This window comes from Roseateles albus (assembly GCF_028595345.1).
Taxonomy (GTDB): Bacteria; Pseudomonadota; Gammaproteobacteria; order Burkholderiales; family Burkholderiaceae_C; genus Paucibacter_A; species Paucibacter_A albus.
In genome coordinates this window covers 382,346-402,950 of sequence record NZ_JAQQXT010000004.1, presented here as the reverse complement: position 1 = coordinate 402,950, position 20,605 = coordinate 382,346, and the positions used below count along the sequence as shown (strand labels likewise).

The 20,605-nt window shown below is 54.6% G+C and carries 19 protein-coding genes; 14 read left to right on the top strand and 5 right to left on the bottom strand.

Annotated features, from left to right (window positions below; all coding sequences use genetic code 11):
- Position 1: 1 nt before the first annotated feature.
- Genes PRZ03_RS09315 through PRZ03_RS09305 form a run of 3 tightly spaced genes read right to left on the bottom strand, consistent with a single transcriptional unit; the run spans position 2 to position 2,921 of the window.
- The gene (locus tag PRZ03_RS09315; RefSeq protein WP_273600050.1) at positions 2-691 is read right to left on the bottom strand and encodes an OmpA/MotB family protein; all 690 of its coding nucleotides are present in this window, start codon (positions 689-691) and stop codon (positions 2-4) included.
- Positions 692-694: 3 nt separating this feature from the next.
- The gene (gene zorA / locus PRZ03_RS09310; RefSeq protein ID WP_273600049.1) at positions 695-2,731 is read right to left on the bottom strand and encodes an anti-phage ZorAB system protein ZorA; all 2,037 of its coding nucleotides are present in this window, start codon (positions 2,729-2,731) and stop codon (positions 695-697) included.
- The gene (locus PRZ03_RS09305) at positions 2,724-2,921 is read right to left on the bottom strand and encodes a hypothetical protein (protein ID WP_273600048.1); all 198 of its coding nucleotides are present in this window, start codon (positions 2,919-2,921) and stop codon (positions 2,724-2,726) included. The genes zorA and PRZ03_RS09305 overlap by 8 nt, the downstream gene beginning before the upstream one ends.
- Positions 2,922-3,303: 382 nt before the next feature.
- Between PRZ03_RS09305 and PRZ03_RS09300 the strand changes: the two genes are divergently transcribed.
- From PRZ03_RS09300 to PRZ03_RS09275, 6 genes are all read left to right on the top strand, one after another.
- Entirely contained in the window at positions 3,304-5,115 is a 1,812-nt protein-coding gene (locus PRZ03_RS09300) for a type I restriction-modification system subunit M (RefSeq protein WP_273600047.1), read from the top strand.
- A gap of 380 nt (positions 5,116-5,495) precedes the next feature.
- A complete protein-coding gene (locus PRZ03_RS09295) occupies positions 5,496-6,446 on the top strand; it encodes a restriction endonuclease subunit S (RefSeq protein ID WP_273600046.1) in 951 nt (316 codons plus the stop codon).
- Positions 6,447-6,454: 8 nt separating this feature from the next.
- On the top strand, positions 6,455-7,684 hold the full coding sequence (locus tag PRZ03_RS23960) for an HNH endonuclease (protein WP_273600045.1): 1,230 nt from the start codon (positions 6,455-6,457) through the stop codon (positions 7,682-7,684).
- A complete protein-coding gene (locus PRZ03_RS09285; RefSeq protein WP_273600044.1) occupies positions 7,681-8,559 on the top strand; it encodes a GIY-YIG nuclease family protein in 879 nt (292 codons plus the stop codon). The genes PRZ03_RS23960 and PRZ03_RS09285 overlap by 4 nt, the downstream gene beginning before the upstream one ends.
- 37 nt (positions 8,560-8,596) lie before the next feature.
- The gene (locus PRZ03_RS09280) at positions 8,597-8,899 is read left to right on the top strand and encodes a hypothetical protein (RefSeq protein ID WP_273600043.1); all 303 of its coding nucleotides are present in this window, start codon (positions 8,597-8,599) and stop codon (positions 8,897-8,899) included.
- Position 8,900: 1 nt separating this feature from the next.
- Positions 8,901-11,984 (top strand): type I restriction endonuclease subunit R, encoded by a 3,084-nt coding sequence (locus PRZ03_RS09275; RefSeq protein ID WP_273600042.1) that lies wholly within the window; start codon positions 8,901-8,903, stop codon positions 11,982-11,984.
- 186 nt (positions 11,985-12,170) lie between these two features.
- Here the strand turns inward: PRZ03_RS09275 and PRZ03_RS09270 are convergent, their stop codons facing one another.
- The gene (locus PRZ03_RS09270; RefSeq protein WP_273600041.1) at positions 12,171-13,343 is read right to left on the bottom strand and encodes a hypothetical protein; all 1,173 of its coding nucleotides are present in this window, start codon (positions 13,341-13,343) and stop codon (positions 12,171-12,173) included.
- 310 nt (positions 13,344-13,653) lie between these two features.
- Here PRZ03_RS09270 and PRZ03_RS09265 point away from each other — a divergent pair, with 310 nt between their 5' ends.
- The gene (locus PRZ03_RS09265; RefSeq protein WP_273600040.1) at positions 13,654-13,980 is read left to right on the top strand and encodes a hypothetical protein; all 327 of its coding nucleotides are present in this window, start codon (positions 13,654-13,656) and stop codon (positions 13,978-13,980) included.
- A gap of 12 nt (positions 13,981-13,992) precedes the next feature.
- On the opposite strand, the gene PRZ03_RS09260 is transcribed toward PRZ03_RS09265, so the two are convergent.
- Complete coding sequence (locus PRZ03_RS09260) at positions 13,993-14,658, bottom strand: hypothetical protein (RefSeq protein WP_273600039.1); 666 nt, start codon at positions 14,656-14,658, stop codon at positions 13,993-13,995.
- Between the two features lie 448 nt (positions 14,659-15,106).
- Between PRZ03_RS09260 and PRZ03_RS09255 the strand changes: the two genes are divergently transcribed.
- From PRZ03_RS09255 to PRZ03_RS09225, 7 genes are all read left to right on the top strand, one after another.
- Complete coding sequence (locus tag PRZ03_RS09255; RefSeq protein ID WP_273600038.1) at positions 15,107-15,799, top strand: hypothetical protein; 693 nt, start codon at positions 15,107-15,109, stop codon at positions 15,797-15,799.
- A 361-nt stretch (positions 15,800-16,160) separates the two neighbouring features.
- On the top strand, positions 16,161-16,580 hold the full coding sequence (locus PRZ03_RS09250; protein ID WP_273600037.1) for a hypothetical protein: 420 nt from the start codon (positions 16,161-16,163) through the stop codon (positions 16,578-16,580).
- A gap of 78 nt (positions 16,581-16,658) precedes the next feature.
- Complete coding sequence (locus tag PRZ03_RS09245; protein WP_273600036.1) at positions 16,659-17,141, top strand: hypothetical protein; 483 nt, start codon at positions 16,659-16,661, stop codon at positions 17,139-17,141.
- A gap of 18 nt (positions 17,142-17,159) precedes the next feature.
- Positions 17,160-17,450 carry a hypothetical protein gene (locus PRZ03_RS09240; protein ID WP_273600035.1) on the top strand — a complete coding sequence of 97 codons (291 nt, stop codon included), beginning with the start codon at positions 17,160-17,162 and terminating at the stop codon, positions 17,448-17,450.
- A gap of 58 nt (positions 17,451-17,508) precedes the next feature.
- Positions 17,509-18,204 carry a hypothetical protein gene (locus tag PRZ03_RS09235; RefSeq protein WP_273600034.1) on the top strand — a complete coding sequence of 232 codons (696 nt, stop codon included), beginning with the start codon at positions 17,509-17,511 and terminating at the stop codon, positions 18,202-18,204.
- 269 nt (positions 18,205-18,473) lie between these two features.
- On the top strand, positions 18,474-19,223 hold the full coding sequence (locus tag PRZ03_RS09230; protein WP_273600033.1) for a type IV toxin-antitoxin system AbiEi family antitoxin domain-containing protein: 750 nt from the start codon (positions 18,474-18,476) through the stop codon (positions 19,221-19,223).
- Between the two features lie 1,104 nt (positions 19,224-20,327).
- Positions 20,328-20,525: a DUF7706 family protein gene (locus tag PRZ03_RS09225; protein WP_273600032.1), complete on the top strand. Its 198-nt coding sequence runs from the start codon at positions 20,328-20,330 to the stop codon at positions 20,523-20,525.
- Positions 20,526-20,605 lie beyond the last annotated feature (80 nt).

Genomic DNA, 20,605 nt, shown 5'->3' with positions numbered 1-20,605 from the left:
CTCATCGGAGTGCGCAATCGCCAAAGTTGCCATCCGAGACTGGAGGGCTTGCCCTTCGCTCGCCGATGCCCAGGAATTCGAGACGCATCTCAACACGCCGACTTTCCTCGGCCGTATCCTTGGCTGCGTTGAAAGAGTAACCACCGACAAAGAACAGGCTACGAGCGTCCTCTTTCTGAGCCTTGCTCAACAGGCTAGGACCTGTGGTGGCAAACAATGAACACACAACCCGCTGGCTCCGCTGCAAACTGAGGTTCAAGTTCGAGAGATAAGTGCCCTTCTTGTCGGTATAGCCTTCGACAACGATTCGCTTCAATATGCTTTTGCCAAGCTCCTCGTTTGCAAGCGCGACGATTTCAGGAACGAATTTGCGAATCACCTCTTCTTGGTCAGCATTCAAACGCCAATCTCCGAAGGCGAACTGGGCTCGCTCACCAAAATTTATGACCTGCCTATCCTTGTCCACAGTGATGCCTTTGTGACGCTTCGCTGCCTCTTCAAAGCGCTCAAGAATTTTGGTAATTTCATCCTCGTGCTTCTTTCCATCCTTCGTCACAGCCAAAAGAGCAACGCCCATGACGATTAAGAACATAACCATCAAAGCAGTCATGAGGTCAGCAAAGGAAATCCAAAACGGTTTTTCCGCTTCGTCACGACCACCGCGGTTAGAAACTTGTCTTGCGGCGAACATGGCTTACCGCCTTGGGGCGAGGCTGCCCAGTGTTACTTCAAGCTCTTGAACGGCCGTTGATAGAAGCCCCACGGCACCGCTGAGCTTCGTGTGGAAGTCATGATTAACCTTGGACAAAGTAGACACAACAGACTCACGGAATGCCTCACTCGAACTGGCAAGAACGGTGCTGACGCCATCGAGATAGTCGTCGGCTGCCTTTTGGGCTGTGCCAAGTTTCGCTGTTGAAGCCTCTATCCTTTGAAGAACATCCCCTGTCAAGCTGGCTTCCTTGCGCGCCAGCTCCACAGTCGCTCGAACACCTGCCAAGAGCTGTGAAACCGCCTCGCGCTGGCTACGGTAATCACTGAGTGCCTCTTGCACTGCACCGGCGCTGACAGTAAGCGCGCCTGAAACCTCATTCAACTTTGCGCTCACAGTTGCAGCCTGCCCCATCACGCCAGAAACCTTATCGCCGGCAGCAGCGAAGTTGGTAGCGGCGCTGTTCAGCCGTTCTGCCCCAGCACTCAGCTTATCAACCGAAGTCGTGGTGGCCGTAGCCAACACAGACACGCTTTGTGCCATGGACTGAGAAGCTGCCGTCATCTCTTTAACAGCAGACTCAACACTTCCAGTCATACCTGAGACCATTCCCTGAGCGCGGTCCGCCATAGACTCCTCTCGCGCCCGATTGCTTTCAAAGGCTCGGGCTTGGGTCTCACCCAATGTCGTCAAGATGGTTGTCATTTGCTGCCCGATGGTTTCCAACGTGGCCTGGAGCTTCTGCTGCGTCTCCGCCTGAGAGCTTTCGACCAACTTGCGAATTTGCTCAACAAAAGCCTGGCTCTGTTCGTTCATGCTGCCTTGCCGCTCTTCCATTGCCTTGATGGAAGCAGCCATTTGGCTGGCCATCTCGCTCGTCGCGCGTGAACCACTGTCTTCAAGCTTTCCAACAAGTGCGCTCAATGAAGCCACAGCATCTTGCATGCCTTGCGCCGTCTGTTTGTTCAGTTCATTGATGCCATTAATTTGCCCCCCAAACAGGTCATTCAACCTTTGACTGAAGCTCACCATGACATCATTCAGCATCTGAATGGCGGAAGAACTCTGGTCTCCGGATGCGGACTTAACTGTTGAGGCGATGTCCTCCAATGGCCCCTTCAAACTCCTTTCGATGCTTTCAGCAATGGCATCGCCAAGAGCTTGGTTGTCTTCACGGGCTGCAGACACTTGCTTATTTGAAGAGTCCTCGATGCGTTGGGCCAGTTGAAGGTTCATCCTCTCGCCCGTAGCGAGTTGCGACGCCGTCAATTCGCGCAGGATGTCCCCAAGCTCTTTGACCAATGCATCTTTCAAAATCTTTGTCTGACTAGCCGAAGCTTCTGACGCTGTGACCAACCGCGACAGGTACTCCTCCCCTGCTCCACCATCAAACCGTGCATCAATTGCATGTGCAATTTCTTCTGACTTCCGATACAACGCAGCCAGCAGAAACTTCTCGAAGAATGTGACGGCCATAGCCGCGGTAATTGCTGCAGCGGAAATGAGGAAGGCCTCGCCAACCGAGTGCATCAGCGACTCTAGGCTCTCGCGCACAGTGGCGGCGTTATCGCTGACCTTGAAGTTCGCTAGGCCCGAAATCAGGCCAGTGAACGTCCCAATGATGCCGAGGCCCGTGAAAATCCCTGGCAAATGCTTAAAAAACTCAGTCCTTAGCCGGCTATCAACAACAAACTGGTTGTTGAAAAATGCTTCCGCTGGAACTGTTGAACGAACTGCTGTGACAAGCATTTGTCCTTCATGTTCCTCACGCTGGACATGAAGAGTGTCTTGGTACTCGCTCCAAAGATGGGCCAGTCGCAAGTCATTTACAAAGACCTTTTTCAATTCAGCTGGCGGGCTTTTCCCCTCTAAGGCCAGCACGCTGCTCAAAACCGCCCTGAGGCGAAACCAGTGGCGAATACCTGGCAGAAGGAACAGTACGATGAAGCTGAGCACTAGCAGGGCTAAAAGTCCACCGGTGACTAGCAAATGAGATGGGACAGCCGAAACATCAATCATTTATTTTTTCTCCCTGCACCTGCATATTTTTAGTAGCGTCTTCAAGACCAATGTTTTTTCCGTAGGCAAATACGAGTGTTTCCAGCATATTCGTCTGAGACCGGTTTTCTAGCTTTGCGGCAGCCTCAAGCAGCCGCTTAAAATGAGGAGTCACACGAAAACTGACTGAAACTCTTTTCTCGTCGTTCATAGTTCTCTTTTCAAGAAGTCCGAAAGGCAACGGCATGCGCCCTCACTAAAGTGGGCGGACGAAGCTGTGTAGTCAAAAGGAAAGCAATTCGTTCGGAACTGTCGCAAAAACTTCGGCCCATACAACGTCCTTGAAGTTTCCATGTCCAAGGCTGAGGAATGGACGAACCGTGATTTGGCTCATCTGCCGGCAATGAGCCCTCTCACTGGTAGAGCTTTTCACCGGATTTATGGCTTATTGACATGTATCGCGTCACGCAATACAAGGTGCGGCATCGTACACACTCAAATGCCGATTTTTGGCAGCAGACCGTCCTCCCCCCTTTAGAGGGATAGAGGTCCCGGCAACAAGGTCGCTTCGCGAGCACCTGTACATTGCAACCATGGCACAAAATTTCTCTGAACTCGCAAATCTCATTTGGTCCGTCGCAGAACTACTCCGCGGCGACTACAAGCAAGCCGACTACGGCAAGGTAGTCCTCCCCTTCACGCTTTTGCGTCGCCTGGAATGCGTCCTCGAACCCACCAAGGACGCCGTGTTGGCCGAGTTTGCCAAGCGCAAGCCCGAGGGCGTCAACCTTGAGCCGTTCTTGAAGCGCAAGAGCGGCCGAGCCTTCTACAACACCAGCGCGTTCACCTTGCATGGGTTGCTTGCAGACCCCAAGAACATCAAGCACAACCTCGTTGAATACATCGGGGACTTCTCTGACGATGCCCGGGACGTCTTCGAGCGCTTCAAGTTCGTTGAGCGAGTCGCTGAGCTGGACGAAAAGGACCTCCTATTCCAAGTGGTCCAGGAGTTCGCCAAAGTCGATTTGCACCCGGATACCGTGCCAAACGAGACCATGGGCCTGGCCTTCGAAGAGCTCATCAGGAAGTTTGCTGAAGCATCCAATGAGACCGCCGGTGAGCACTTCACGCCGAGGGAAGTCATTCAGCTCATCGTGCATTGCCTGTTTGCAGGCGACGACGAAGCACTGTCCAAGCCAGGCGTTGTTCGCACGATGTACGACCCCACCGCGGGCACCGGTGGCATTTTGTCCGTCGGCGAAGCCGTCGCACGCAGTATCAACAAGACCGCCATCGTGAGACTGTTCGGGCAAGAGCTCAACGATGAGTCCTATGCGATTTGCAAGGCGGACATGCTCATTAAGGGACAGGACCCGAAGAACATCGTCCGTGGCAACACCTTGTCAGCAGATGGGTTCCCCCAAGACAAGTTTGACTACCAGGCTTCCAATCCACCTTTTGGGGTTGATTGGAAAAAGGTTCAAGACCAAGTCAAGAACGAGCACTTGAGCAAGGGCTACGCTGGCCGATTTGGTCCAGAGCTGCCACGTATCAACGACGGCTCCATGCTCTTCCTGCTCCACTTGATATCAAAGATGCGCCCTGCTTCCGAGGGTGGCGGTCGCATCGGCATTGTGCTCAATGGCTCGCCCTTGTTCACGGGTGACACGACTTCGGGCGAATCAGACATCCGGCGTTACGTGCTGGAGAACGACCTGCTTGAAGCCATCGTCGCGTTGCCAAACGACCTGTTCTACAACACCGGCATCGCAACCTACGTTTGGCTGCTGAGCAACCACAAGCGTGCTGACCGCAAGGGCAAAGTTCAGCTCATCGATGCGACCCGCATGTACGCAAAGATGCAGAAGTCTATGGGCAACAAGCGCGTGCGCATCACCGAAGAGCAGATTGCGGAAATCGTCAAGGTTTACTCAGGCAATCTGAAGGACGCAACGTTCGAGAGCGAGTTCATTGACCCCAAGGTGGCGGTCCCCACAGAGCCGGAAGCGCCCCGCATTGTTTCCAAGATTTTTGAAAACAAGTTTTTTGGTTACCGCAAGGTCACCGTTGACCGACCCATTGCGCCAGGCAAGGTTGTGAAGGTCAAGTTCAAGAAGGGCCAGACGCCATACGACCCGGAACTGCGCGACACCGAGCAAGTCCCATTGCTGGAGGACCTCGGCACCTACATTCGCCGCGAGGTTCTACCCCACGTACCGGACGCCTGGGTGAATGGAGACATAACCGACGAGAAGGACGGCAAGGTTGGCAAGGTCGGGTATGAAATCAACTTCAACCGATATTTCTATGTCTACAAGGCGCCGCGCAAACCTGAAATCATTGCGGAAGAAATCCGTGAAATGGAGAAGCGGTTTGTGGAGCTGATGAAGGGGGTAGTGGCGTGAGCGTATGGCTGCAGCAACTCCCCTCCGATTGGCATGAGGCCCCGCTGAAAACTCGACTCACTCGGAATGACGGGGGTGTATGGGGAGCGGACCCTGATGGCGTATCCGATACCGTTGTATTGCGCTCGACCGAACAGCGCGCCGACGGAACTTGGAACATAGTGGAGCCTGCCCTTCGTGCACTGTCAGCCGCAGAGGAGGCCAACTCAAAGCTTGAAGCCGGAGACCTTGTCGTCACAAAGTCCAGCGGTAGCGAATTGCATATTGGGAAAACTAGCCTTGTCTCCAAGGAAGTTGCCGACTTGGGGGCTTGCTATTCAAACTTCATGCAAAGGCTTCGGGTTGACTCTCGAACGTCACCAAGATTTGTTCACTACTGGATGAACAATACCCTTTGCCGGGAGCAGTTCACTTACCTTTCGAATAGCACAAGCGGCTTAGCTAACATCAACGCGACTCTATTGGGCAGCGTCCTGATGGCTTTCCCCCCATTGCCTGACCAAGAACGCATCTCCAACTTCCTTGATGACAAGACGGCGCGCATTGAAGCTTTGATTGCAGAGAAGGAGCGACTCCTGGCAGCCATGCAGGAGCATGTGCAGGCACAAATTTCGGGGCTATTGCTGAATGGTTCAAAGGGCGCAGCTTTGGTGAGCACTGGACGGCCATTTGTGGCGTTCGCCCCCGAACATTGGCGAGTTGTAGCCCTGAAAAGAGCCCTCGTCGGAATGAATCAAGGCTGGAGCCCGCAATGCGAAAGTCGCCCAGCTGAGGCAAACGAATGGGGAGTGCTGAAAGTCGGCTGTGTTAATGGAACCACTTTCAATGCTGAAGAGAACAAAGCTCTGCCGCCGCCTCTGGAACCTGACATGAGCTGCCAAATTCGCCGCGGAGATGTTTTGGTTTCGCGCGCAAATACTCTTGCGCTTGTGGGTTCTGCGGCGTTGGTGGATGGCGACTACCCAAATCTATTCCTTTGTGACAAGCTCTATCGGCTGGATTTGAAAACAGACTGGCTCACCCCTGAGTTCGCGGTGCTGCTGATACGGTCTGGGCCGAGCCGATTTCAAATTGAACTAGGCGCAGGGGGCGCCAGTTCATCTATGCAGAACATCTCTCAGGACGTTCTTCGCGAGCTCATTGTTGCCCTTCCTCCGATTGATGAGCAACTGGAGCTATCGAGGCAAGCAAAGGCTATTCGCGCGCAGTGTGATTCGCTGGTTAGCCATATCGAGGAACACATCGACCGCCTCCGCGAATACCGCTCATCTTTGATTTCAGCTGCCGTCACGGGTCAGCTTGACGTTGGTTCTTTCGAGGCGCGCTCATGACCCAGTGCGTGTACACAATTGTCAATCGCCCACTGCTCGAGGCTGCCATTGAAAGCGGCGGCGAAGGAGTCTTTACCGAGGGCAGGCCCTGGGCATCAGCTCACCGACATTTGGCCAGCCTAGAACTGAGCGAGCCCTTCCCCTTGCTCATTGGTGACGCGGCCACTACAGCCGGGGTGGAATGGGTTGCGATGATTGAAACCATCGAACTGGTCGAGGGCGGCAGTACACACGTTCATTTTTCATCGCTCGTGAAACTCGGTGAAGCCATCCCAATCACCGCATTGCGCAAAACTAGCGATGGATTGCCAATCAGCGAAAACTACATTCGACCCTATGTGCCTTGCACAATTTCCGGCGAGTTTGAACGCGTAGTTTTAACTGCGCTTGCTGGAACAGATGAAGACCCCTACGCGGCCATTGACAGCAAGACAGCTGAAGACTTTGCAGAGGCCCTACGAGCCATCGGGCCAAAGATTACAACAGCCCAGAAGGCCATGCTTATTGGCCACGCCAAGGCTACGCTTCACGCTTTGTCAATGCTGTCGCTTGCTGAACTCGGTGGGTATGCAAAGTTCCAGTCCGCGAACATGCAATACGGTGCACTTGGTCGCAAGTTTTCAGACCACTTCGATATTCATGGACTGAACCAGCAGACCCAAGCAATCGCCAAACTTGGCAAGCCAGAACGTGATGAGCTTGGGCATTGGGTTTGGGTTTTGCGGGCGCCTCTCGTTGAAGCACTCTACCTAGTCGGTTGGGTTCCTCGTCCTGCATACGGGTGCTACCTCGCGAATGCGGCAGCAATTGAGGTCGCGGATGACCCTCAGTGCGCAGACGTAACCGCTACTGTCAGGCAGGCACTTGTTGATGCGCGAATAGGACAAGGGGCCTATCGCAGCAAGCTCTTGGAAGTATGGAGAGGAAGATGCTCGCTAACCGGATGTTCAATTGCACAGGTCCTGATTGCGTCACATGCCAAGCCTTGGTCTCAATGCGATAACCGCGAGCGCCTTGATGAATTCAATGGTCTGCTTCTGGCAGCTCACGTGGACAAACTGTTCGATGCAGGGCTAATCGCATTTGCTGACAACGGCCACATGCTGACAAAAGAATGTGTTGATGCTGAAGCCTTTGCAGTCTTGGGCATTCCGACCAATGCAAAGCTTAGGTTCGTACAACCGCAGCATATTCCTTATCTAAAAGCCCATCGCATGCTTTACGGATTCGAGCCATGAGCCAACGCCCCCAGACCATCCAAATCTATCTACCCGGCGGCGACCCGCGCGGCGTTCGAGTCGCTGAGCTGACCACTCGCATTGTTCAGGTCCTTGAAGTGCCCCGCAGCTTGCTCGGTGAGTTTCTCAAGATGCCTGAGAGCAAGCAGGTTGCGGTCTATTTCCTGGTGGGTCAGGGCAATGATGCTGAAGACCCAAAGGTCTATGTTGGCCAGACCAGCGACCTCCCGATGCGCTTCCGGAGTCACAACCAGGAAAAGGACTTCTGGGAGCGGGCGTTGGTCGTGATTTCCCGCACCCAGAGCTTCACCCAGACCCATACGCTGTTCCTTGAATGGTGGAGCCTTCAGGAGGCCAAGAAGGCCGGGCGATACATCACCACGAACGGCAACAACGCGAGCCGCCCCTTCACTCCAGCCCCTTTGGAAGCAGACTGCTACGAAATCTACGACACGGCGAAGACCTTGCTGGCAACACTTGGCTTCCCCCTGTTTGAACCCGTGAAGCCAATCGAACCCGCCAGCGAAGGCCTCGAGATGCTGTTCCTGAAAGGGTCAGGTTGCGACGGCCGTGGGTATTACACGGAAGAAGGCTTCGTACTGCTTGCAGATTCGACCGGCCGCAGGGAAAGCGTCCAGTCCATCAAAGGTACAGCAGATGAGCGGTTCCGTGAAAGGTTCATTGAGGCTGGTCATTTTGTCGTAGACGGTGACAAAGTGACTCTGACCAAAGACCACATTTTCAGGTCACCAAGCAGAGCCGCCGTCGCTTTGTTGGGCCGTACCGCTAACGGATGGAATGAATGGAAGAATGCTGCAGGCAAAACGCTGCACGAACTCAAACGGGTCACTGCCGAACCCGACGAGTTGAGCTAGACCCGTTCACCAATCAAAAGAATTCCAGGGAGTGTCAATGTTTCGAATCTTCTCGGCTCTGATATTGAGCCTTCTGCTAGCCGCGTGCGGCGATTCTTCTCCTGGGCCCTTGGCCGGAACCTGGCAAGCAGCCGGCGCCATGCCTTTGAAAATCTCCTTCAGAGACGGTGAAACCGAGTCCATGGGCTTGATTGAAAAGGTCAGCTACAAGACCGAAGGCAAGTCGGTCCTTGTGACCTACAAAGACGGATTGATGAAAGGCACCGCTGTTCGCTTCGAGCTCGTCAATCCGACGACAGCAAAAGCGATGAATCTCACCTACCGAAAGGTGGGCAACTGACATGGCGACTGCTGGCATTCACACCGAGAAAGTCTTCGAAGACGAGCTTTGCTCGCAATTGCAAGCCGACGGCTGGGACATACGAACGCACCTGAAGGACGCCACGTCCTACTCGCGCGAGTTGGCCATCTACCCGGACGACCTGCTTAGCTACGTCAAAGACACCCAGCCGGCCGAATGGGCCAAGTTCAAACGCTGGCACAACGGCAAATCCGATGACATGTTCGTCAAACGGGTTGCCAAGCAACTGGACACCCATGGCACGCTGCACGTCCTGCGCCATGGCTTCAAGGACGTTGACTCCAAATTCTCGCTATGCCAGTTCAAACCGGCACACCGCAAGAATGCCAAGCTCTTCGAAACCTACAAGAAGAACCGCCTGACCGTCATCCGTCAGCTGCATTACAGCCTGCACAACGAGAAGAGCATTGACCTAACCTTCTTCGTCAACGGTCTCCCGGTAGCAACGTCCGAGCTAAAGACCGACCTCACGCAGAGCGCCAAGGACGCCATCAACCAGTACAAGAACGACCGGCACCCAAAGGACCCTAAGTCCAAGGAACTGGAGCCTCTGCTTCAATTCAAGTCACGCGCGCTGGTGCACTTCGCTGTTTCCACCGACCTGGTCTTCATGACCACAAAGCTCGCAGGCGAAGCTACGCATTTCCTGCCCTTCAATGTGGGCAAGCCGGACGGCGTCGATGTGTTCAGCGCAGGTGCCGGCAACCCTCCTGCGCCCAAAGGCAAGGGCTACCCCACGTATTACATGTGGGACTTTGTATGGCAGCGGGACACGCTGCTTGAAATCCTCGGTGACTTCATGCACCTTGAAGTCAAAGAGGTCGAGGAAAAAGGCAAGGTCATCCGCAAAGAGTCGCTCATCTTCCCCCGGTTCCACCAACTGGTTGCGGTCAAGGAACTGGTCAGGTGCGCCGCCGAGGAAGGACCCGGCAACACCTACTTGGTTCAGCACTCGGCAGGCTCCGGCAAGTCAAACTCCATTGCGTGGACCGCCCACCGGCTTGCCAACCTGCACGACGACGCTGACAAAAAGGTCTTCGACACCGTCATTGTTGTCACCGACCGCCGGGTTCTGGACAAACAGCTGCAGGACACCATCAGCCAGTTTGAGCACAAGAAGGGTGTCGTACAAACCATCAGCGACAACAGTGCCCAGCTGGCCAAGGCGCTCAACGACGGGGTGCCGGTCATCGTCACCACCTTGCAGAAGTTCGGCTTCATCCTTGATACGGTCAATGACCTTGGCACGCGTTCTTTCGCGCTCATCGTGGACGAGGCCCACTCAAGCCAGTCCGGGTCTGCTGCCACCAAACTCAAGCGCGCGCTGACCAAGGGCTCCCCGAAAAAGACGCTTGTTGTCGACCTGGAAGGCGAACAGGTGGAAGTGGAAGTTGACGCCGATGTCGAAATCGACCCCGATGACATCACCACGGAAGACATCATCAACGGCGTGGTCGAAGGTCGCCAGCGACCGCCCAATGTGAGCTATTTCGCCTTTACAGCGACACCCAAGGCCAAGACCTTGGAACTCTTTGGTCGCAAGGATGAAGACGGCAAGCCCATCCCTTTCCATGTGTATTCGATGCGCCAAGCCATCGAGGAGGAGTTCATTCTTGATGTGCTCAAGCACTACACGAGCTACTCGACCTTTTACAACCTTGGCTCCATTCACGACAGCAAGGTCGTGCCACAGCAAAAGGCACGCAAGGCCCTGACTCGTTTCGCCAAGCTGCACCCTCACAACATTTCGCAAAAAGTTGTGGTCATCGTGGAGCATTTCCGCGAGCACGTGGCAGGCAAAATTGGCGGCAAAGCGAAGGCCTTGTTGGTCACAGACAGTCGCAAGGCAGCTGTCCGCTACAAGCTGGCCATCGACCGCTATATCCGCGAACAAAAGTATCTTGACCTGCACACCCTGGTGGCGTTCTCCGGCTCAGTCATCGACCCGGATTCCGGTGAAGGCGAGTTCAATGAAAGCTCGCTTAACCCTGCAATCAAAGGGCAAGAGCCCTCTGAGGCGTTCAAGCTGGATGAGTACCGCATCTTGCTGGTTGCCAACAAGTACCAGGTCGGGTTTGACCAGCCGCTGTTGCACACAATGTATGTCGACAAAAGGCTCTCTGGCGTACTCGCCGTCCAGACCTTGTCACGCCTCAACCGTATGTGCTTTGGCAAAAGCGACACCTTCGTGCTGGATTTTGTGAACAAGCCCGAAGAGATTCTCAAAAGCTTCCAGCCCTACTACCGTACGGCCCAGATTGAGGACGTCACCGACCCGAACATAGTTCATGAACTGCTGAACAAGCTCAACAAAGCAAACGTCTATTTCTGGACCGAGGTTGAGGCCTTCTCAGAGGCGTTCTTCAGTCCAAAGGTCAAAAACCAGGGCGCCCTTCATGCCCAGCTCAAGCCTGCATTTGACCGTTTCGTAGCTCTTGAAGAGGAGAAGCAAGACCTCTTCCGCAAGGACCTAGGCTCGTTCCTGCGACTGTATGAATTCCTGTCGCAAATCGTCCCGTACAACGACACTGAGTTGGAGAAGCTCTTCGTGTTTGGCAAGAATCTGATGCCAAGGCTGGCAGAGGCCGCGCGAGGCGAAGCCCTTTCGCTGGACTCAGATGTGAAGCTGACCCATTACCGCCTGCAGCGCCTTGGTGAGCAGAAGCTTGACCTTGAGAAGGCTGAAATCATCAAGCTGCCTGGTGTCAGCGAGGCCGGCAGTGGTGCACGCCCTGAGGATGAGCACAAAGAGCTCCGCGAAATCGTTTCGAAAATGAACGACCTCTTCGCCGGTGAAATCACCGAAGCTGACTTCATCGGCGCAGTGACGGCATGGAAGGGCCACCTCATGGCCAATGAAGCGCTGGCAGAGCAGGCAGTGAACAACTCCGAAGAGCAATTCTCGATGGGTGACTTCAAGGATGCGTTCATGGACGTCGTCATTGACGCCAAGGATGCTCAGAACAGCATTGCTGACCAGTTACTCAAGGACAGCCGAGTCTTTGGCGTCATGCAGAGGATGTTGGCAAAGATGGTTTGGCAGCAGTTTCAGAAAGGTGCTTAAGTTAGCAATCCAGCTTTGCGAGGATGCTCATGCTTTGCTGCTCTCATAGGCTGTTGATTTGGCAGGGCAAAGAGTTTTCTGCTCAGTTGCGCGCCCTCGTTGCTTAATCAACTGCCGAAATAGAATCCGTCAAGCTGACTAGACCTTCCGTAGGAATAGCACTGACGTCGATGACCGTTACGTCTTCTAGAGAGGCAAGGGAAGAATGCCAGATTCACGGGCCTTCGACACGGGAACAATCATGAAACCGGGCTGCTTTCCAAAGCTCTGAGCCGCTGCACTGTACTTACGCTGACCTTCAGTAAGTGCCTCTATAAACGACTGCCAACTCTTCTGCATGTGAACGTCAGTCCCCAACATTTTTGCGAGGGCAGTTCCCGTCTTTGAAGGCCCCTGTTGGTTGAACGGGTTATGTGCGTCATTCAGCATCGTTGTTTCAAGAAACACTAGCTTCTGTTGTTGCGGGTCAGTGAAGAATCCAAGGAACGCATGACCTGGAATCAGCACGATAGCTGGCTCAATGCCAATCTTTCTCAAGATAGACGAAAACAATGCCGTACCGTCGATGCAATTCGCCTGCTGAGTCCGAAGAGCCTGTGACATCGGCCGAATCGTCTGGGAAAACAAGTCTTGCCGCGCATCGGAGACAGTGGTGATGCTCGAATAGGTGACCTTATTCCGTTGGAAAAGATACCAGATAGCCCAAACCTGCCTTAGCACTTGGTCTTCTGTCCCCTGGGTTCCAATCCACTGCTTCACGGGCATCGCAGGGATGTCCAATGCTGCACGCAGTATCCCGTCGATACCCGGGTTGTTTTCATTGACGAAAGCTGCCACGAAGGGGGAATAGTCGCTGCACTGGTTAGGTTGTCGACAGGCTCTCAACGGAGAATCGTTGATGGCGCGAATGCGCACGGCGCGGCGCTCCTCGCCCAATGCAACTCCATCCACGAAGACACGAAAGACGGCCTCAGAAGACAGGGGTTGTGATATCGCAGCAAGCCTCGACTGACTCCATGCAAGGCGCGGGATAACAAGCTTTGGCCTTCCGTCGCCGGTGGTTTCAATCTCTCCACTCACGCCGATTTCCGGAATTTCGACTTGGACTTTGAGCTTGGCGCCAGCCGGGGCATCGCTAACCTTCACCCCAAGAGACCCAGAGCCGAGAAAACCATAGGCCTGTGGTGAGTCAACTGGCCCTTTGGCGTCTCTGCCTGAAGCTGAAATGGCAAACGACGGAAAAAACGTACCAGGGAATCGGAAGTCTGGCTCCCACTTAGCTGTTTGTGCTCCAGCTGACCCAACAAAAATTAATGTAACGGCCAGCAGTGCTACGCGCAAACCCTTGCGATTAGTCATTCAAACTCCCTAGTATTTTTTACATTCTCGCCCAGCTTAACGATTGCACGATGGGAATGGATGACAGAGCTGACAGGCTCGCGCATGCAGTTGCAAGATGCCCTAGCCGAACCAGTTGGCATCTGGGATTGTTCAGCTACGCTACGCACGGCCCCCTCCCTGATTCAAGTTCTTTGCGTCCTAACTCACGTACCTGTTGCGAAAGTTAGAGGTGCCATTTTCCGTCTTGACAGGGGTGTAGCCAAAAACAAGGCAACGAAAAAACCGCCTCGCTATACGAAGAGTCAACAACAACTTTTGGACTCTTCAAATGAACTTTCCCCAACACCCCCTGCCCGCCAGCTTCAATTACAAAGCGCACTTTTCTTCGCTCGACGAGCTCGTGGCAGCTTTTGTGCACGTAGCCGAATGGCTAGCGCCCGGCCGTGCCGTCCAAATCAAACGCGCCGCTGAGGCACTGAAGAATTCGGACAAGACGGAGCAAATCGTGCCTACGACCCGCCCCGGCACGATGCTCGTTGATGCCTTTGTCGCTGCTACAGCGGACGCCGAAACGGGCGCCTATCGCCTCCACGCTTACAAAGTAGAGGCCCGCGTCCTAGCCGCTGAAGTTGCAGAGGACCGCGGCGCGGAGTAATGAATGAATGGCTCAACTGTTCGGCCAAAACTCACGAGGCAACGCAACGCCTTTCAGGTTCGTTTCTTTTATTCCATCGAACTCTGAGTGTTTTGCAACTGTGCCGTAAAGCTCTACGAAGTCATTGTGGGCCTTCAGTAGCGAGAGCGTGCTGTAGTCAAAAGTGTCACCCTTGCCCCCGGCAAACCACGAAACCACGCAACCGTCCTCGGTCTCTCCCTTGCAAAGGGTGCTGTACGCAGTAGGGATAAAAGCATAGAAGCGCACCCTTAACGACACCGTTTGTCCAGCTTCACCGATGTGCGCACTGGACGCGGCTAACTGAGCGTTTTTTGCAGTCCGTGTCTTCGCAAGCGACGCCTTCTTGCTCGCCTTCATGAGCTCTTTTTTTGCGTTGAGCGCAGTCGCGTACCCATCAAGCAGGTAGAGATAAAGGTGCGACTTCTCGACGCACGTGGAACCCACGATGCTCAAAACTCGATTTGCGGATTCGATTGCGAACAGCCATTTAAGCTTCTTTCCGCAATGTGCGCACTCCCCTTCGCCCGCTTCGACACCAAGGCAGCGGTAGGGTGCGAGGCCGAGACCCGACGTTTCGAACTCATGAACTGCTGCACGTGGCAGTCCCGGAGACCGGGTATTGGGCGGAGAGAGTTGCTGAGTAAGTAGATAGCTCATTTGAAAGGCACATAAAGTAGTTGGTGACCTTTCCTATAGCGAGGCGTTTTATACGTTGTCTTGTTTTTGGCTACTTCTCAGGCGGGAGAAGCGGGGGAGAAGTCACCACGCTTTGCTTCAAAAAGCGCAGCCTGCGTGCCAGTTCAACGAACCGGCACGAACTGGCACATCTGGCACACAGCGCCACATTGGGCGGGGAAGAAGCGGAAGAAATCACCACGCTTTGCTGCAAAAAGAGCAGCCCGCGTGCCAGTTGAGCGAATCGGCACGAACTGGCACACGAACTGGCACATCTGGCACACGGCGGCACATTGGGCAAAGAAGAAGCGGGGAAAAAATCACCACGCCTGCCACAAAAAGAGGCGCATATAAACCGGGGCACTTTACCGAACGTACCAGTTTGTAGCCAAAAACACTTCGCCCAGTAGCCAATTCCTGAAAGCCCGAAATGTCCAAAAAAGCCATCAAGTCCGCCGCACTTCTTGCCCACAAATACGGCCTCGCACCCACCCCTTCGGCTGCCGCTGTTTCCAACTCATACCCCGCGAACCAGACCAAGCCCGCCCCCCTCCAAGCCCCGCCATTTGTCCGCTTTCTCCAAGCCGCCCCCGACCTCATCGACCTGCTACCACCCCCGCTGCCCTACACGCCCACGGCCCGCAACAACGTCAGCGGTCTCCGCAAAACTGCCCGCAAATTGGCTTTGCGCTCAATCTCCGAACTCTCCGAACTCGAAGCCCCCGAGCTGCTCAACACCGCCCTTTGCGCTCAAAACCTGCCACCAATTCCGGAACCTGGCACGTTCGGCCGCGACTACTGGGCGCTGGACTACTCTTTCAATCGATACGAGACGCTGAAGGCTTTCATCGCTGCATTGCGGGCACATCACAACGCTCACTATCAGATGATGCGAACAGTTCGCAACGCCAAAGACTCCCCGCACGTTGAGCGAGCACTGATTCTTGAGCGCAAGAAAGCGACGGTCGTGGCTGAGTCTGAGCGCCTCACTGAGCGGCTGGCGCACGCCACGGCCGCCCGTGATTCGTTGAGCGTTCTCGAACTGCTAGAAAAACTGTTGCCAGATTGCGCCCGGAGGGCGCGGCTGCTGGGCTTAGACCCCGCCATGCTGGGCCTCGTTTGATATATTAGGGTGATACATCTAATATACATTGACACGAAAACGGGTCTCAAGAGTCTAACGAAGGGTGCCCGCCCCTCATTCTCCAACCTCGAACCGTCAGGCCCTTAGTTGCAAAAAGTTTTTAACTCACAGAACCGCCCAAAGTTTGCGGGCAATTCACAGGCCAACACCCCCGCAATTGCTGGCCCTCTTTGTCCACCTTAGAGATGAGCACTTAGTTTAAGAGTGCTACTTACTCTAAATATGAAAATAGTAGCCGAAATCCCGACAACGTATAAAACTATTGCCTATACGTTAAGTAGGGTGCAAGATTGCCCGCCCCCTCGAACCCTTTAATCATTTAATAAACTGGAGCTTTACCATGAACAATAGCATTAAATTCAAGTACACCGCCGCTGAATACGTGGCGCTTTATGAGCAGCTGAAGGGCAGTAAGCGGGCCCGCAAGAACAACACCGCCGAGAAATTATTTGTTGAGTTTTTCGACAAAATGACGACGTGGGAGGGCCACGAGACTGCGGCAGAGACTGCTGAGTTTTTGGAAGAAAAAGGCCCGGATTACTGCGCGAGGGGAAATGCAGGGCAAGGCGAAATTGGGGTTCGCGTGCGGGTGGTGGCCGGCAACCAGTGGGCGCAGTGGGGCGATGGGGATGATTACACGCACTGCTCGCTAGAAGACTTGATTGCAGGGGCGCGCGGGGAGGGTGTGCCGGATTGGTTTGAAAGTGAGTTTTTCGAGTACTGGGACATTAAAGAAGGGGAGTGGGTGGCGCGCGCCTAATTGATTACAACACCCCGCGCTTTGCGGGCCCCCTTTGAAAACAATTCAACACCAACAACTAAAAACTGGAGCAACAAAATGACTTTAATCTTTACACCCCCGAAGCGCTGCACCACTGACACCGTCAACGCAGCGCTAACGGCGCAAGGCATTAATCTCTATATCAGCACTGGCGCTTACAACCATTACCACGGAGAGCGGTACGTGATTGGCGCGATGCGCGTCACCGACGAAGGCCGAACACGCGGCCGCACTCTGCACGGGATGGACATCCACGCGGTGCCCAGCGCGCGCGGAGCCGCCGAGTACATCGCCGCCAACCTGGACGAATTGGTACGCGCCGCAGCGCCCCCGCCAGCAGCGGCCAAACCCCGCCCACTCCCCGCACATTTACCACGCCGCGCGCTGCTGTTCCCGGGCGACGCGGAGCGCATGCTGGCCCATTACGCGGCAGGCGGGGAGCTGCCTGACCCGGAGCTGGTCGCGCTGAGGAAGGCATGCCCTGGCGAGTTGGCAGCAGCGCAGATTGTGCGGGACAAGATTGCAGCACCAAACAACTAAAAAACTGGAGATATATTAATGAACGCAGCAACAGTATTTAATAACAAAGACCTGGACCGTGGCTATTGCATCGGACTCCTAAGTTACGACACAAACCCCGGGGACGTAATGTACGGGCTGGGCGAAAGCGTGGGCGAATGTCGCGCCGATGCGCAGGAGGTGACCAATATCTACGACTACTTGGTGGTATACCCACTGACAGAAGCGGCCTATCGATTGATTGAGGGCGGCAGCTGTGACGACTGGGAAACCCTCAAACGAAAGAGCCGGGTTGTCTATAGCGGCCGCGGGTTCTTTGCCGTCGAATAAGCGCCCCGCCCATTGAAAACAATTGCAGCACCAAACAACTAAAACACCGGAGAAATTAGTGGAAAACTTTAGAGCCCCCGACACGACAGAATTAGTTTTCGCTTTCGAAATAGACGCCACCGAATTGGCACCATTTGCCCCCGGCGACGGGGGCAACCCGACCGGCGAACTTTGCTTACAAGATGGGCGGGTTTGGATTGACTCTGATACCAACGCCAGCGGAGCACGCCCAGTGCGTCGGGGGGTCTTCCGGAGTTGGGCGCTAAATCCGATGCTCACGGGCGAGGCATTGGCTCACTTTTTTAATAACCCCCGCGTTATTGAGATGCTTGAAATTGTCCTGAAAAATGCCCAGGTCGGGCGTTTGGACGAGTACGAGGGCTTCGACCCGGCAGAGCAAGAGCTGCAGGACATGCTGGACAAGCTGGAGCAGGACGGCTCAAACCTGGCGGGGTATGGCAATGTCGAGTGGTTCCTGGGCGGGACACACGCTACGGATATTTTGGAGCACGTGGTGCAGTTCGGCACGCTGCAAGCGGCGGCAGAGGATTACGAGGCCGAGGCAGCCAGCGAGGCTCACGCGATTGTCGATGCAGGCGATTTGCGCGATGAGATTGCCCGTAAATTGCTGGCCCACTATGCGGAAGGCGGGGAGTTGCCCTACGCGTTATTGGCAGAGCTGGGGAAGTTGTACGCCGACAAATTGAAGGCAGCGCAAGCCGAGCGTGAAGGGGCAGAGGAAGTGGCTGAATAAGCGCCCCGTATTGATTACAAGAGGCCCCCGGATTTGGGGCCTTTTTGCGTTAAATGCGGTGTTACTGCGCTGATGACCATGAGCTTGGCGAGGGCCGACGAGGCACAGTGAAGAGGGTCGATTTCAGGCGATAAGCCGGCACGGCCGGACTGAACGCGTTGGCCCTATTGGAATAGTGGCCCAAGGAGATTGACGACCCTGCGTTGGCCTCGCCTGAACATCGCTTCAATTGGGAAGCTAACGCATATTTTTTCTACCATAATTCCCCTGTGGCAGGAACTTCTAAAACTTTTTCATTCAAAACATTGCTGGCGGAGACCCCTCGGGGTCAGCCGTTGACCACGGCGTGGCTCGCACAGAAAGGGCTGACTGCAAAACATGCGGCGCGGCTTGCCAAGGACGGCTGGCTTCGCCGAATCGGGCACGGGGTATACGGACTGCCGGGAGACACTCTTGAGCGCGACGCCAGCCTGGCAAGCCTGGGCACGCTCATCTCTGGCCTGCACATAGGGGGCAAGACCGCGTTGAACTTGCGAGGTTTTCGCCACAACCTAACTCATCGAGAAACAATTTCTCTGTGGGGTGACAGTTCCACCAAACTACCCGCGTGGTTCACCGAGCAGTTTCCTGCCCACTACCAAGCGACGCATCTGTTTGATGCGGAGACACCGATGGACCTGGGCATCGCGCCGCTACCAGTTGGTCGACCTGACCTTCGAGTGTCAACCCCAGAGCGAGCAATTCTGGAACTGCTGAGCGACGTCGGTAAGCGGCAGGCCTTGGAAGAGGCCAAGCATTTGGTAGAGAGCGCGCGCATGCTGCGTACCGACGTTCTCGAAGACCTCTTGTCGCACCTAACTCGCATCAAGGTGGTGCGGCTTGCGCATGCAATTGCGGATGAACTGGCCCTCCCCTGGACGACGCTAGCGCTCAAGCACAGCAAGCGAATCGGCGGTGGGGACCGTTGGGTCAACGTAGGCCGTACCGGCGACCGACTCACCTTGAGTAGAAAGAAATGAACCAAACATACGTCTCTACCCTTGCGCCCCATTTGCTTGGTCAGCGGGCACACGGTAGTCCCCCCCCCCGATGTTGTACATGTCGGGGCCGCCTAACGCTAACCCTCGAAGGAGGCGTTTATAGGGCTTACCCTCGAATGGGGCTGAATTTTGTGGATAACTTTTTTACTAACGCTGAAGATTTGCGTACTAGGCAGCAGAAGTTGTTAACAATTTCAGGGGATAAGTGCTGGCTGGAGCGGACGATACCTCTTAACAGGTGTCTTGCAGCCTAGTGTTTCTTTGATTTGCTATCAAAAGAGGCAGACTGAAGAAACGTGGTGGTTTTTCCCCGCTTTGTGACGGTTTTTGCCGTTTCGTGGTGATTTTTTCCGTTTCGGGGGCCATCGCGAGGGGAGGACGTCGGTTTTAAGGCAGCTGCTTTCGGGAGAAGCGGGGAAAAATCACCACGTTTTTTGCGAAGAACGGTGGCCTCCGTGCCGGTTTGACAAGCTGGCACGAACTGGCACGCCAACTGGCACGAGCCGCCAAGTCAGCCAGGTCTCATGGGTAGAAGCGGGGAAAAATTACCACGCTGGCGGTGAAAAGTGGTGGGGCGCGTGCCGGTTCAACGAGCTGGCAGATGAACTGGCACGCCCGGCAAGTCTGGCGGCTCGAAGCGGGGAAAAATCACCACGCTTTTGCTACAAAAATAGGCAGGGGTTAGCGGAAGCGGCTACTGTTCTACCCTCGTACAGGGCCGATGGCTACGGTATTTTCGATTTGAACGGCTCTAAAGGCTATTTGCTGGAGCTTTCACAGCACGAATCACAAAACCCTACGGCAACGCTTGAAAGTTGGCCGGACTTTCTACTTAGAAAGGAGCGATTGGTGGCTGGGCTGGTGTTGAAATCAGCGCTAGCGGTTGCCTAGGGGTATGTATTTTCAACAGGGGCCTCTCCACTTCAAAGCAGGCTGGTCAGGCTCCATCACGACTTCCGGTCATTTTCAAGTCGACATTTTTCGTGAGTTATTCAAGGCAAATAGCAAGAAATTCGCGCAATATATTGAACTATTCATGGGGATTAATAAACTAACCAAACCGCAAAAACATTGAGGAACATCATGAATGAGCAAAAACAGTTGACCGTTTCCGTTGAACTGGTCCCTGCCGAGGCTTTGGCCTTGGCGCAGTTAATGAAGCGAAATTGCTTTCATACTTGGTCCGAATATTCGGTGGACAGGGACGAGGCATATCAGATGCGAGACGCTTGTGAGCAGCTAGCCAAGGGGCTGGCGAAGGCTGGGTTTGCTCCCCACTGATATCGAGACGGTGGCGGTTGTTTTGGCTTCACGTTGGTGAGATGTTTGCTTGTTGTCAGTATTCGCGGCCTAGCTTGTCG

Excerpts from the sequence above, each read along its gene's own strand:
- PRZ03_RS09265 (WP_273600040.1), top strand. The coding sequence starts at position 13,654 with ATGAACTTTCCCCAACACCCCCTGCCCGCCAGCTTCAATTACAAAGCG.
- PRZ03_RS09285 (WP_273600044.1), top strand. The coding sequence starts at position 7,681 with ATGAGCCAACGCCCCCAGACCATCCAAATCTATCTACCCGGCGGCGAC.
- PRZ03_RS09245 (WP_273600036.1), top strand. The coding sequence starts at position 16,659 with ATGACTTTAATCTTTACACCCCCGAAGCGCTGCACCACTGACACCGTC.
- zorA (WP_273600049.1), bottom strand. The coding sequence starts at position 2,731 with ATGATTGATGTTTCGGCTGTCCCATCTCATTTGCTAGTCACCGGTGGA.
- PRZ03_RS09255 (WP_273600038.1), top strand. The coding sequence starts at position 15,107 with ATGTCCAAAAAAGCCATCAAGTCCGCCGCACTTCTTGCCCACAAATAC.
- PRZ03_RS09240 (WP_273600035.1), top strand. The coding sequence starts at position 17,160 with ATGAACGCAGCAACAGTATTTAATAACAAAGACCTGGACCGTGGCTAT.
- PRZ03_RS09305 (WP_273600048.1), bottom strand. The coding sequence starts at position 2,921 with ATGAACGACGAGAAAAGAGTTTCAGTCAGTTTTCGTGTGACTCCTCAT.
- PRZ03_RS09250 (WP_273600037.1), top strand. The coding sequence starts at position 16,161 with ATGAACAATAGCATTAAATTCAAGTACACCGCCGCTGAATACGTGGCG.
- PRZ03_RS09280 (WP_273600043.1), top strand. The coding sequence starts at position 8,597 with ATGTTTCGAATCTTCTCGGCTCTGATATTGAGCCTTCTGCTAGCCGCG.
- PRZ03_RS09315 (WP_273600050.1), bottom strand. The coding sequence starts at position 691 with ATGTTCGCCGCAAGACAAGTTTCTAACCGCGGTGGTCGTGACGAAGCG.
- PRZ03_RS09225 (WP_273600032.1), top strand. The coding sequence starts at position 20,328 with ATGAATGAGCAAAAACAGTTGACCGTTTCCGTTGAACTGGTCCCTGCC.
- PRZ03_RS09300 (WP_273600047.1), top strand. The coding sequence starts at position 3,304 with ATGGCACAAAATTTCTCTGAACTCGCAAATCTCATTTGGTCCGTCGCA.
- PRZ03_RS09275 (WP_273600042.1), top strand. The coding sequence starts at position 8,901 with ATGGCGACTGCTGGCATTCACACCGAGAAAGTCTTCGAAGACGAGCTT.
- PRZ03_RS09260 (WP_273600039.1), bottom strand. The coding sequence starts at position 14,658 with ATGAGCTATCTACTTACTCAGCAACTCTCTCCGCCCAATACCCGGTCT.
- PRZ03_RS09270 (WP_273600041.1), bottom strand. The coding sequence starts at position 13,343 with ATGACTAATCGCAAGGGTTTGCGCGTAGCACTGCTGGCCGTTACATTA.
- PRZ03_RS09295 (WP_273600046.1), top strand. The coding sequence starts at position 5,496 with ATGAACAATACCCTTTGCCGGGAGCAGTTCACTTACCTTTCGAATAGC.